The following is a 12011-nucleotide window of genomic DNA, read 5'->3' as shown; positions in this document are numbered from 1 at the left end:
GGCCTCAGCCGAGCAACAGGACGCTGGGCTTGGGGGAAAGGCTCGCGTCCAGCACGGCACACCCTCCGCCGATGGCCGCGACCTCCGGGCCGAGCTCGGAATTGACGACGCGGATCCCGTGGACCTCCTTGGCGTTGAAGCGTTCGTTGACGACCTCGCTGGCGGTCTCCAGGACGTGGTCGCGGATCTGCTCCCAATACGGTCCGCCGCAGACGACCTTGTCCACGTCCAGCACGTTAACCAGCTGGCCGACCATGTCGGCCACCCGCCGGGCGAAGGTGCGCAGCAGCTCGATCGCCACGGCGTTCCCCTCATCGGCTAGCGCCACGAGGCGCCCCATGCCGGCAGCCCGTTCCGAAACGCCTGCGTTTTCGGCGATGCCCAGGTCCAGGCCGGCCGCGGTGGCCTTGCGGGCGATCGTCTCGAAGGAGGTGGCGCCGGCCAGGCAGTCGGTGCGCCCGCAGACGCACAGGGTGGTTTCCTCACCGACCGAGTAGTGCCCGATCTCCCCGGCGTTGTTGCTCACGCCGCGCACGATCTCCCCGTTGATGACCATGCCGACGCCGATGCCGGCACCGACGTAGACGAAGACGATGTCCTGTTCGTCCTCCTGGTTCGCCCCGTGCCACACCTCGGCGATGGTCGCGGCGATGGTGTCCTTTTCGAGGATCACGTTCAGCTTCAGCTGGGTCGCCAGCGGTTTGACGACCTCCACCTTGGACCAGCCATCCAGCAACGGCGGACCGGTGACATGTCCGCCATCGGCGTCCATCGGCCCGGGGACGACGACTCCGACGCCGACGATGTTCGAGCGCGGCTGCCCGGAGGCCTTGATGAGGTCCTCGACGGCCTCCGCCATCCGTGCCACGGTGCCCTCCGGGTCCTCCACCGTGGGGCCGGGATAGCGCCGGGAGACGATGACCTCCCCGCGCAGATCGAGCATCACCAAGGTGATCAGGGCGGGGTCCAGGTGGATGCCGATGGCGAGCTGGCGGTTCGCCTCCAGTTCCAGGACGGTCCGGGGTTTGCCGGGGCCGGACACGATGGTGCGGTCCTCGCGGACCAGGCCCTCGTCGAGCAGCCGGCGCACGACGTTGGAGATCGTCTGGGGTGAGAGGCCGGTGGATTCGGCCAGTTCGACACGGCTGACGCCGTCGAGGGCCCGCCGGATGGATTCGAAGATCACTGCCTGGTTGAAGTCGCCTAGCCGCCCAAGGTTGGTGCCGCGCTGCATGTATGCTCCAGATCATTTTGTGGCCACGGGGATCGGGATCCGCCCACGCAGCCCCAACGGCGCGTCACATCCCGTTGCGCCCCATATGAGCGCATGGTCTTTGATTGTACATATCGATTGCGTCACATGCGCCCAGAGCGCCGGCGGCGCGTGTTCCCGGCGGTGGCGTCTACGGGATGGAGCCGGTGTCCGGCCCGGCCGCAGCGAACTGGGTCCGGTACAACTCGGCGTAACGTCCGTTCCGGGCCAGCAGTTCGCCATGGGTGCCCCGCTCGGCGACGCGCCCGCCCTCGATGACCAGGATGGCATCGGCCGTGCGGATGGTGGAGAGCCGGTGCGCAATGACGACGGCGGTGCGGCCCGACAGCGCCTCCACCAGGGCAGCCTGCACCGCGGCTTCGCTCGTCGAGTCCAGCGCGGCGGTCGCCTCATCCAGCAGCACCACGCGCGGGGCAGCCAGCAGCAGCCGGGCAATGGTCAACCGCTGGCGTTCCCCGCCGGAGAGCCGGTACCCGCGCTCGCCCACCATCGTCTGCAGCCCATCGGGCAGCGAACGGATCAGCTCCTCCAACCGGGCCCGTCGCAAGGCATCCCACAGGGCCGCGTCGGAGGCCTCGGGCGCCGCCAGGCGCAGGTTGGCGGCAATGCTCTCGTGGAAGAGGTGCCCATCCTGGGTCACCATGCCCACCGTCTCGCGCAGGCTGGCAAACGTGGCATCGCGGACGTCCAGGCCCGAGAGCTCCACCGCCCCCTCCTCGACGTCGTACAGCCGGGCCAGCAACTGGGCGATGGTCGACTTCCCGGCCCCCGAGGAGCCCACCAGGGCGTAGGTCTGCCCCGCGGGGACCTCGAAGTCGATGCCGTGCAGGACCTCCTCGCCGCCGCGGGTATCCAGCACGCTGACCTCCTCGAGGGAGGCCAGCGAGACCTTCTCGGCACTGGGGTAGCCGAACCGCACGTTGCGGAAACGCCCGGAGACCGGCCCGGCCGGCACCTCGCGGGCGCCCGGCTGCTCGGCGAGCAGGGGTTTGAGGTCAAGGATCTCGAACACCCGGTCAAAGGAGACCAGCGCGCTCATCACCTCGACGCGGGCGTTGGCCAGCGCCGTCAGCGGCGCATACAGGCGGGTGAGCAGCAGGGCCAGGGTGACGACGTCGCCGGCCTCGAGCTGCCCGGTCAGGGCGAAGGCGCCACCCATGCCGTAGACCAGGGCGAGCGCCAGCGCGGCGACCAGGGTCAGGGCGGTGACGAACGTGAACTGGCGGACGGCCGTCTTCACGCCGATGTCCCGCACCCGGGCCGCCCGGTCGGCGAACGCGTCGACCTCGGCCTCGGGCCGGCCGAAGAGCTTGACCAGGGTGGCCCCGGGGGCGGAGAACCTCTCGGTCATCTGCGAGCCCATCTCGGCGTTGTATTCGGCGGCCTCGCGTCGCAGCCGGGCCAGCGTCGAGCCCATGCGGCGGGCGGGGATCAGGAAGATGGGCAGCATGACCACCGAGAGCAGGGTCAGCTGCCAGGAGGTGCCCAGCATGACGGCTGCGGTCAGCACGAGGGCGACGATGTTGCTCACCACCCCCGACAACGTGCCGGCGAAGGCCTGCTGGGCCCCGATCACGTCGCTGTTCAACCGGCTGACCAGCGCCCCGGTGCGGGTGCGGGTGAAGAAGGCGATGGGCATCTTCTGGACGTGTTCGAACACCGCGGTGCGCAGGTCGTAGATCACCTGTTCGCCCAGGTTCGAGGAGAGCCAGCGGTTCCAGAGCGACACCCCGGCCTCCACCACGGCAACGGCTGCGATCAGCAGTGCCAGGTCCACGACCACGGACAGCGGCCCGCCGGCGACGATCGCGTCGACCACCTTGCCGGCCAGGACCGGGGTGGCCACGGCGAGCACCGCGGCGACCACCGAGAGCAGGACGAAGACCGTCAGGCGTCCGCCGTACCCGCGGGCGAAATCGATGACACGGCGGACGGTTCCGGGCGCGAACTGCCGTCCCGTGTGCCCCGAGGACATCCTCCACAGCGAGTTCCAGGCGGCTTGGTCCATACTCACGGCGGTGATCCTTCGATTGGTCCGATCCGGCCCGGGAAGGGGCCGGGGACCATGGTACCCGCGCCGGCGGCGCCCCGTTACCCGGCGGCCGCCCCCACCGTGGACGGGCGTTCGCGCTCGTCGAAGACCCGGTTGGGTTCGGCGGTGTGCGGCACGAAGCTGACCGTCATGGCCTTGTAGCCCGGGGTGTTCGATTCCCGGGCGACCAGCCCGCGGTGCACCAGTGCATTCGCCTCCGGGAAGTAGGCGGCGGCACAGCCCCGCGCCGTCGGATAGGAAACCAGGCGGAAGCGGTTGGCCCGGCGTTCGGTGCCGGCGAAGGTGGAGATGACGTCGACCAGGGCGCGGTCGGCGTACCCCAGCTCGGCCAGGTCATCGGGGTGCACCAGGATGACCCGGCGTCCGTTGGAGATCCCCCGGTACCGGTCATCGAGCCCGTAGAACGTGGTGTTGTACTGGTCGTGGCTGCGCATGGTCTGCAGGATCAGGTGTCCCGCGGGGGCCTTGAGGTATTCCAGCGGGCTGACCGTGAAGCGGGCCTTGCCGATGTCGGTGGCGAAGGTCCGGGTGTCGCGCGGCGGGTTGGGCAGCACGAATCCGTTGCGGGTGCGCACCCTGCGGTTGAAGTCCTCGAAACCGGGGCAGACGGCGGCGATGTGGTCGCGGATGACGTCGTAGTCCTCGGCCATGGCCCGCCAGCCCACCGCGTGGCCCTCGCCGAAGGTCGCCGCCGCCATGCGGGCCACGATCACCGGTTCGGCCAGCAGGTGCGGCGACATCGGCGCCAGGCGGCCCTGGGTGGTGTGCACCACCGACATGGAGTCCTCCACCGTGAGGAATTGCGGTCCGCCCGGGTGCTTGTCGTCGCGGTCGGTGCGGCCCAGGGTGGGAAGGATCAGCGAGGTCTGCCCGTGGACCACATGGGAGCGGTTGGGTTTGGTCGAGATGTGCACGGTGAGCCCGGTGCGGCGCATGCCGGCTTCCAGGGCCTCGGTGTCCGAGCAGGCCAGCGAGAAGTTCCCGCCCATCGAGACGAAGACGTCGACGGCGTCGTTCTCGAAGGCCTCCACAGTGTCGGTGGAGTCGTAGCCGTGTTCGCGCGGGCTGGTGATCGAGAACTCGGCGTCGAGGGCGGCCAGCCACTCCTCCTTCGGCTTCTCCCACACGCCCATGGTGCGGTCGCCCTGGACGTTGGAGTGCCCGCGTACCGGGCAGGCGCCGGCACCTGGCTTGCCGAAGTTGCCCTGCACCAGCAGCACGTTGATCAGTTCCTTGAGCGTGTCCACCGAGTGCGGCTGCTGGGTCAGGCCCAGCGCCCAGCAGATGATCGTGCCCTTGGATTTGGCCAGCATCGAGGCGATCGAGGTGATCTCCCCGCGGGTCAGGCCGGTGGCCTCCTCGGTGGCGTCCCAGTCGATCTCGGCCCGGGCCGCGGCGTAGGCGTCGAACCCGTGGGTCTGCGCGGCGATGAACTCGTGGTCCACGACGCTGCCCGGGACCCGTGCCTCCTCGGCCAGCAGCAGGTGCCCGAACGCCTGGAACAGCGCCAGGTCGCCGCCGACCTTGATCTGCAGGAACTCGTCGGCGATGCGGGTGCCGTCGCCGATGACCCCGGCGACGGTCTGCGGGTCGCGGAAGTTCAGCAGCGCGGCCTCCGGCAGCGGGTTCACGGCCACGACCTTCGCGCCGCGCTGGCGGGCGTCGGCCAGTGCGGAGAGCATCCGCGGGTGGTTGGTTCCCGGGTTCTGCCCGACGACGAAGATCAGTTCCGCGTGTTCGAAGTCCTCCAGCGAGACGGTGCCCTTGCCGATGCCAATGGTCGGGGCCAGCGCGGTGCCGGAGGATTCGTGGCACATGTTCGAGCAGTCCGGCAGGTTGTTGGTGCCGATGCTGCGGGCGAACAGCTGGTACATGAAGGCCGTCTCGTTGGCGGTGCGCCCCGAGGTGTAGAAGACGCAGCGGTCCGGGGTGGTCGCGTTGATGTGCTCGCCGATGGTGGCGAACGCCCGCGACCAGGAGACCGGCCGGTAGTGGGTCTCCCCCGCGCGGATCATCATCGGCTCGGTGATGCGGCCCTGGTTGCCGAGCCAGTACTCGGTCTTCTCCGCCAGCTCGGAGATCGGGTGCTTCGCCCACCAGGCGGCGTCGGCGGTGCGGGTGGTGTTCTCCTCGGCCAGGGCCTTGGCGCCGTTCTCGCAGAATTCGGCGGGCTTGCGGGCCCCGGTGATCGATTCGGGCCAGGCACAGCCGGGGCAGTCGATGCCGCCACGCTGGTTGACCCGCAGCATCGAGCGCAGGGTCCGGCTGACCCCTGCCTGCTCGTAACCGCGTTCCAGGGCGACCATGACCGCCTTGACTCCAGCCGCCGTCGTCTTCGGTGCGCCGACTTCCAGCGCGTCCTCGTTGATGTCCTTCTCGGGTGCCGAGCGCTTCACTGCGTTCGTCCTGCTTCCTGTTGCCGGGGGCGGGCCGGTGCATGGTGCGCCTCCGCCGGGTGGGTGGTCTCCGGGTCGGTGTCGATCCGGTCCGGGTGGGTGTAGATGTTGACGCTGGAGCCGCGGGCGAAGGCCGCGAGGGTCAGTCCCGCCTGCTCGGCGAGCTCCACGGCCAGCGATGAGGGCGCGGAGACGGCGCTGAGGACCGGAATCCCGGCGAGGTAGGCCTTCTGGACGAGTTCAAAGGAGGCCCGTCCGGAGACCTGCAGGATGGTCCCGTCCAATGGGAGCCTCCCCTCGCGCAGGGCCCAGCCCACCACCTTGTCCACCGCGTTGTGCCGGCCGACGTCCTCGCGCAGGCACAGCAGGTTCCCGTCGGCGTCGAACAGCCCTGCGGCGTGCACCCCCCCGGTCTTGCCGAAGAGCGCCTGGTGTTCGCGCAGCGTGTCGGACAGGCCCAGCAGCGTGTGCACGCCGATCGCCGGAGTTGCCGCCGGGAGCGTGAAGCGGCTGGTCTTGGAGACGGCATCGATGGAGGCTGTCCCGCAGATCCCGCAGGAGGATGAGGTGTAGACGTGGCGGTCCAGCGAGGGGTCCGGGACGATCGCCCCGGGGCCGAGCTGGACCTCGATGACGTTGAAGGTCTGGCGTCCGTCCTCGTCCTCGCCGGCGCAGAACCGCAGGCTGGACAGTTCCGCGGGGCCGGCGATGATGCCCTCGCTGACCAGGAATCCCGCGACGAGGTCGAAGTCGTCGCCGGGGGTGCGCATGGTGACGCTGAAGACGCGTCCACCCAGGCGGATTTCCAGGGGTTCCTCCGCGGCCAGGGTCTCCTCGCGGGTGCGCGGGCCACCGTCCACTGTGTAGCGCACGACGCGGCGCCGTTGGGTCAATCTGCCCACCCGGGGGCCTCCTTCGCTCCGCTGCCTCCAGGGCACGGCAACATCGCCGGGCCCGGGCATTTCACCGACCGTACCATGGCAGCCTGAGGTATCCGACGGCCCCTCCCGCGGCCACTCCCGCGGGCGGGACAACCAGCACGACGTCGGCGCCCGCCAGCCCGCGCATCATGGCCGAGCCGGTGTGTTCGGAAGCCACCAGCACCCGGTGGTCCTCCGGGTCCTGCCACCGGGCCGGGAGCAGCCGGTGGGAGTGCCCGGCGCCGCGGATCGCCTCGCCGCTGCGGGCGGTGGAGGGGGACGACGGCGGTTGCCCGGTGACCGCCTCGAGCAGCGGTTCCAGCAGCGTCACCACCGCCATGAGGGCGGCGAGCGGGTTCCCCGGCAGGGCGACGAGCAGCCTGCCGTCGGGCAGCCGGGAGAGCATCGCCGGGTGGCCGGGGCGCATGGCCACCGATCCGATGAGCGTGGTGGCCCCCAGCTGTTCGGCGGCGGGCCGCAGGTGGTCGGCAGCGGAGTGGCCCGTGCCGCCGGTGCTGAGCAGGATCTGCGCGCTCCGGGCCCGGGGCGAATCCAGGGCCTGCAGGGTGTGTTCCCGCTCGTCCCCGATGCGCACGGTGTCCAGCAGCACTCCCCCCAGTGCCTCGATGCACGCCGGCAGCACGGGTCCGAACGTGTCCCTGACCTGGCCGGGCCGCGGGATGCCTGAGGTGATGACCTCGTCGCCGGTGAGCACCAGCCGGATCCGCGGTGCCGGGGCCACCGGCAGCGTGTCGTGCCCGCCGACTGCGGCGACGGCGATCTGCCCGGGGACCAGCCGGGTTCCCGCTTCCAGGAGCAGGTCCCCGCTGGCGGCCTCGCGTCCGGCGGGCCGGATGTCGGCCCCCGGGCGCAGTTCCAGCCCGGTGGTGAGCAGCCCCGAGGCCGGATCCAGTGACGAGTCCTCCTGGCGCAGGATCGCCGTCGTGCCCGTCGGGACGGTTTCACCGGTGACGATGGCGCGGGCCGACCCGGGGGCCAGCGTCGCCGGTTCGGTGCCGGCTCCCGCGTGGGGCCGGGCACCGTCCCCGGTACGCCAGGGGCCGGGGCCGGAGACGGCCCAACCGTCCATGGCGGAGGAGGCGTAGTGCGGCATGGTGTGCAGGGAGTGGACGTCACGGGCCAGGACACGTCCGGTGGCCTCGGCCAGGGGCAGGTGTTCGGCGGCAGCGGGGTCCACGGCCAGGTCGAGGCCGGCCTGGTAGGCGATGCGGCGGGCTGCCGGCCAATCGGCTTCGTGCACTACTGGTCGGAACCGTGGCGCTCGAGCAGTTCGGCGACCCGTTGGCGGGCCCCGGCCATGGAGGCGCCTTCGCCGGCCATGCCCGCGCCGGCGGCCAGCCCGGCGGCGTATCCGGCAATGTAGGTGGTCACCGGGGCCGCGGGGCGGATGATCGAGTGGGCGGCGACGCCGGCCATCGACAGGATGGCGTCCACGTCGATCGGGGCATCGGGGATCTCCAGGCCCGCCAGCAGCTCGGCCACCCAGGCATCCAGCTCTGGCATCTCTGACATCCGTACCTCCTGTTGTGGCGGGTCACCGGCCCTTCGGTCGGGGCGAGGGCCGGGCAATGCCCGCCCGATCGGCGTCTTCCCAGGTGTCCACGTCCGCGTAGTCCACGCCGTCGAGGGACACCCTGACTATCTGCACCTTAGCAAGCAAGCGCATCATCGAGGAGTTGGCCAGTCCCTCGCCGGGCCGTTCGGAGGCTTCCACGGCGCGCAGCAGGGCAGCCGTCTCGATGACACAGCTCAGCGGCTGCAGCCGTCCCTGCCCATCGACGGGCACCCAGGCGCGGCCGAACTCGGCCAACTCCAGCCCCGTGTCCCCGGCTTCGGCGGGGTTGGTGGGGGCAGTGGCGGGTTCGCCGGGCGGGGCCGGCGCCGGGGTCAGGGCATCGTCATAATGCTCGACGGCGTAGGAGACGATCGCCGCCGCAGCGGGTCCGGGGGCGATTAGGTCGGCGGCCAGGATCAGGGTCAGCGGGGCGCGGTCCCCAGGCTGGGGCACTTCCCCGGCGGCTCCTTCGCCCAGGGCGCGGATCCCCGCTGCCACGGCCGCTGCGGGTCCGGCAAATGCCGGGTATTCGCGGGTCAGGGTGATGACCTGGCCGGCATCCGCATCGGCGGCGTAGCGGGAGATCACCGGGTTCAGCTCGGTGGGGCCGACGACTGCAATGCGCCCCGCGGCGGCGGTGGCCCGCAGGGCGTGGTCCAGCAGCGTGGCCCCTCCGTGGTGCAGCAGGGGCTTGTCGGTGCCGCCGAGCCGGGCGCCGCGCCCACCGGCGACGACGATGGCATCGAAGTTCATGCTGCCCTCCCGGACAGGAAGTCGTTCCATTCGGGGGCGGGGCGTTCGAGCTCGGTGATGAACCAGTGGGGGCCGCGTGGGCAGGTCGGAGTGATCCGCAGGCTCCACCCGAGTTCGCGCAGCGTCCTGTCCCCCTTCGTGCTGTTGCAGGCCAGGCAGCAGGCGGTGAGGTTCTCCCACGTGTTGGTCCCGCCCCTGGAGCGCGGCATGATGTGGTCCACGGTGGTGGCCGCCTTGCCGCAATAGCCGCAGCGGCGCCCATCTCGTCGCAGCACGCCGCGCCGCGTCACGTTGACTGCTTCGCGGTAGGGGACCTTCACGTAGCGGTGCAGCAGGATCACCGAGGGACGGCCGAGGACCATCCGGGGCGTGGTGACCGGATCCCCGACTTCGGCCAGGACACTGGCCTTGCCGGTGAGCACCAGCAGCAGCGCGCGGCGGAAGGTGACCACTGCCAGTGGTTCGTATCCTGCGTTCAGTACCAGGGTTCGCATCAGCGTTCCTCGTCGTGGTGTGCAAGGGCCTTCGGCCACCAGCCTATGCCCGGGGGCGCCGCCCCGGGGAGCCGGGACGCCCGGAGCGCGGCGTGTCCGGCGGCGGGCACTGGCCTTTCACCACGGGTCCATCGGCGGTTCACCGGTGGTCCCCCACGCATTCACGGGCCCGGCCAGGCTTCACTTAACGAGCGAAGTCCCCGCCCCAAGGGGCGAGGACTCCACTAGATGCTTTGTCGCCTAGCGGGCCAGCGTGTAGTAGCCGACCAGAGGGGCCGCGTAGGGGCCGGTGGTGTCGCGGACGACGGTGCCGACGCTCGGGTTCTGGGCGCCGATCATCTTGCCGCCGCCGATGTAGATGCCGACGTGCGAATCGTTGCTCTGGAAGACCAGGTCGCCCGGCTGCGGGTTCGAGGTGCGCACGAACTTGCCGGAGGCGCGCTGCGCAGCGGCGTTGTGCGGCAGGCTGACGCCGGCCTTGCCGTAGACGTACTGCACGAAGCCGGAGCAGTCCCAGCCGCCCGGGGTGGAACCACCGAAGACGTAGGGGGTGCCGAGGTAGGACTTGGCCATGGCGGCGATGCTGGAGTTCCCGGTGCTGACGGCTGCCGGCTCGGCCTTCTTGGTCACGGCGCCGGCCGAAGCGGTCGTCACGGTGGAACCCGAGGAGGACGCCGTGGAGCGCGAGGTGCCCGACGTGCTGCTGGAGGAGCCCGAAGCGCTGGAGGAGCCCGAAGCGCTGGAGGAGCCCGAAGCGCTGGAGGAGGACTCCGAAGCGCTGGAGGTGCTGGACTGCGTGGAGGCGGCGACCTGGGCCTGCTGCGCTGCTTCCTGGGCGGCTGCACGCTCGTTGGCGGCCTGGCGCTGTGCTTCGCGGTACGCGGCACCGGAGGTCGACTTGACCTTGGCGACGGACACGTGGATGGCGCTCTTGGACTTTGCGGCGGGAACGGTCACGGCGGCCGGCGTGGTGACGGAGGCACGCTGCAGGCCGGTGACGGGAGCCTTGTCGGCTGCGCGGGTGGCCGGCGTGGCCTGTGCCGGGACGCCGAGCGTCAGCACGAGGCCGGATGCGGCGGCGATGACTGCGGCCTGGCGGCCGACTGAACCGGCGTTGGAGGACACGGCCTTGGAAATGGAGCCCAACGGATTGGTGCGGACGGGCGTGGCGCGGTGGCGGCCCAGTGCTTGACGCTTGGTCATGTGTTGATTACCTCTCCCAATGCCTACGAGGTGAGCTGTCGGATTCGAGTGGGAGTCACTCGGTGCCGCGTCTGGATGACAGACCGTGGCACTTAACCCCAAGGATCCTTGCGGACCCGAAATGTGGTTCCCCCGCTACTGCCAAGCGATTCTTTGCGAACGGACCTCGGGCAGTGGCAGTATTCGGCAATCTGCCCGAGTGCGCCCGGCCCCTATGCGGCCTGGCACGTCGATAACGATATATGAAATGTTTGTAAAAGTCACGTTCAGGTCACGAAACGGTCTGTTCCAGATCACGACCCGTGATTTTCGGGGCCTACAGCCACCCTGCGGGGTCGACTGCGTGGCCGTCGACGAGCACTTCGAAGTGCAGGTGGCACCCCGTTGAGTTGCCGGTCGTTCCGCTCAGGGAGACCACGTCACCGCGGTCCACCTTCTGCCCCACGGCCACCTTCAGGCTGGTGTTGTGGTTGTAGGTAGTCTCCAGGCCGTTGCCGTGGTCGATGCGCACCCGGTTGCCCGAGTGTCCGGCCCAGCCCGCCTGGACGACGGTGCCCGAGGCGGCGGCCTTGACAACGGATCCACAGGGAATTCCGTAGTCCTGTCCGATGTGGACCTGTGCGCCCTCGCCCGTCGGGTTGGCCCGCGCGCCGAACGGCGAGGTGATCCTGACGTGGTCCACCGGCTGGGTGAGCACGCCGTGGGTGTCGATGGTGTTGATGTTTCCCCCGGAGGCCGACATCAGGTAGCTGAGCTGGTCGTCCTTGGTGAAGCTGCTGGACACCGAGGCCTGTTCGACCGTGTAGTCCCCCGAGCCCGGGACCGTCACATCGGCGACGGTGGCAGCGCTCTGGTGGGCCACGCGCTCGGCGGGGGCCTCGTCGGTGCCGAGCATGGCCGGGTAGGCGGCAGTCAGTGCGAGGCCGGAAACTGCCGCAACGGCGGCGAAGCGGTGGCTCCAGGCCAGCGCCGGACGGGTGGTGGTTCCGCGGGCCGTCGACCGGCTGGCCCGGGTGGAGGACGGGAGCCGTGCCCCCACGGCCCGCGTGCCCTCGGGCAGGCCGATGACCGTGGCATCGAAGCTTCCGCGGTCCTGGACCGGCGTGGCGGGCACCGGTGCGGGAGCCGCGCCGGCCAGCAGGGGGATGACATCGGCGACGGGGGCATCCGCCTCGAGGGGCACGGGGGAGGCGCCCCCACGCTGCAACGGCGTGGCCGACGCGGCGTAGCGCATCGAGCCCTCAAAGCGGCGCGGCAGGTAGCAGCCGGCGTCGGGGGCGGCGTGGACGGCCGCCTCGGGGGCGAGCGCAGCACGACGACCGGAACGCTTGTGCTCTGTCAAA

General features: G+C 70.6%; 10 protein-coding genes and 1 riboswitch. All 10 genes read right to left on the bottom strand.

What is annotated here, in order from left to right:
• Positions 1-4 precede the first annotated feature (4 nt).
• Entirely contained in the window at positions 5-1234 is a 1230-nt protein-coding gene (locus ACN0TP_RS00395) for an ROK family protein (protein ID WP_417215319.1), read from the bottom strand.
• 169 nt (positions 1235-1403) lie between these two features.
• Positions 1404-3287, bottom strand: coding sequence for an ABC transporter ATP-binding protein (locus tag ACN0TP_RS00390; RefSeq protein ID WP_417215317.1), 1884 nt, complete (start codon positions 3285-3287; stop codon positions 1404-1406).
• Between the two features lie 77 nt (positions 3288-3364).
• Positions 3365-5722: an FdhF/YdeP family oxidoreductase gene (locus tag ACN0TP_RS00385; protein ID WP_417215315.1), complete on the bottom strand. Its 2358-nt coding sequence runs from the start codon at positions 5720-5722 to the stop codon at positions 3365-3367.
• Positions 5719-6624 (bottom strand): formate dehydrogenase accessory sulfurtransferase FdhD, encoded by a 906-nt coding sequence (fdhD, locus tag ACN0TP_RS00380; protein ID WP_417215313.1) that lies wholly within the window; start codon positions 6622-6624, stop codon positions 5719-5721. The genes ACN0TP_RS00385 and fdhD overlap by 4 nt, the downstream gene beginning before the upstream one ends.
• 61 nt (positions 6625-6685) lie before the next feature.
• On the bottom strand, positions 6686-7903 hold the full coding sequence (locus ACN0TP_RS00375; RefSeq protein ID WP_417215311.1) for a molybdopterin molybdotransferase MoeA: 1218 nt from the start codon (positions 7901-7903) through the stop codon (positions 6686-6688).
• Positions 7903-8175 (bottom strand): DUF6457 domain-containing protein, encoded by a 273-nt coding sequence (locus ACN0TP_RS00370; protein WP_417215309.1) that lies wholly within the window; start codon positions 8173-8175, stop codon positions 7903-7905. The genes ACN0TP_RS00375 and ACN0TP_RS00370 overlap by 1 nt, the downstream gene beginning before the upstream one ends.
• Positions 8176-8197: 22 nt before the next feature.
• Positions 8198-8971, bottom strand: coding sequence for an NTP transferase domain-containing protein (locus ACN0TP_RS00365; protein ID WP_417215307.1), 774 nt, complete (start codon positions 8969-8971; stop codon positions 8198-8200).
• Positions 8968-9465, bottom strand: a complete 498-nt coding sequence (locus ACN0TP_RS00360; protein ID WP_417215305.1) for an HNH endonuclease — start codon at positions 9463-9465, stop codon at positions 8968-8970. Before ACN0TP_RS00360 ends, ACN0TP_RS00365 begins: the two co-directional genes overlap by 4 nt.
• Positions 9466-9705: 240 nt before the next feature.
• Positions 9706-10668 (bottom strand): C40 family peptidase, encoded by a 963-nt coding sequence (locus tag ACN0TP_RS00355; protein ID WP_417215303.1) that lies wholly within the window; start codon positions 10666-10668, stop codon positions 9706-9708.
• A 6-nt stretch (positions 10669-10674) separates the two neighbouring features.
• Positions 10675-10867, bottom strand: a riboswitch (cyclic di-AMP (ydaO/yuaA leader).
• A 117-nt stretch (positions 10868-10984) separates the two neighbouring features.
• Positions 10985-12010 (bottom strand): M23 family metallopeptidase, encoded by a 1026-nt coding sequence (locus ACN0TP_RS00350; protein WP_417215301.1) that lies wholly within the window; start codon positions 12008-12010, stop codon positions 10985-10987.
• Position 12011 lies beyond the last annotated feature (1 nt).

It is taken from the genome of Arthrobacter sp. (assembly GCF_048266065.1).
In the GTDB taxonomy this organism is placed as follows: Bacteria; Actinomycetota; Actinomycetes; order Actinomycetales; family Micrococcaceae; genus Arthrobacter_H.
The sequence above is the reverse complement of the archived record's forward strand: the minus strand, read 5'-3'. Positions and strand labels throughout refer to the sequence as shown.

Coding starts and splice junctions, on each gene's coding strand:
- ACN0TP_RS00395 (WP_417215319.1), bottom strand. CDS start 1,234: ATGCAGCGCGGCACCAACCTTGGGCGGCTAGGCGACTTCAACCAGGCA.
- ACN0TP_RS00355 (WP_417215303.1), bottom strand. CDS start 10,668: ATGACCAAGCGTCAAGCACTGGGCCGCCACCGCGCCACGCCCGTCCGC.
- ACN0TP_RS00360 (WP_417215305.1), bottom strand. CDS start 9,465: ATGCGAACCCTGGTACTGAACGCAGGATACGAACCACTGGCAGTGGTC.
- ACN0TP_RS00370 (WP_417215309.1), bottom strand. CDS start 8,175: ATGTCAGAGATGCCAGAGCTGGATGCCTGGGTGGCCGAGCTGCTGGCG.
- ACN0TP_RS00365 (WP_417215307.1), bottom strand. CDS start 8,971: ATGAACTTCGATGCCATCGTCGTCGCCGGTGGGCGCGGCGCCCGGCTC.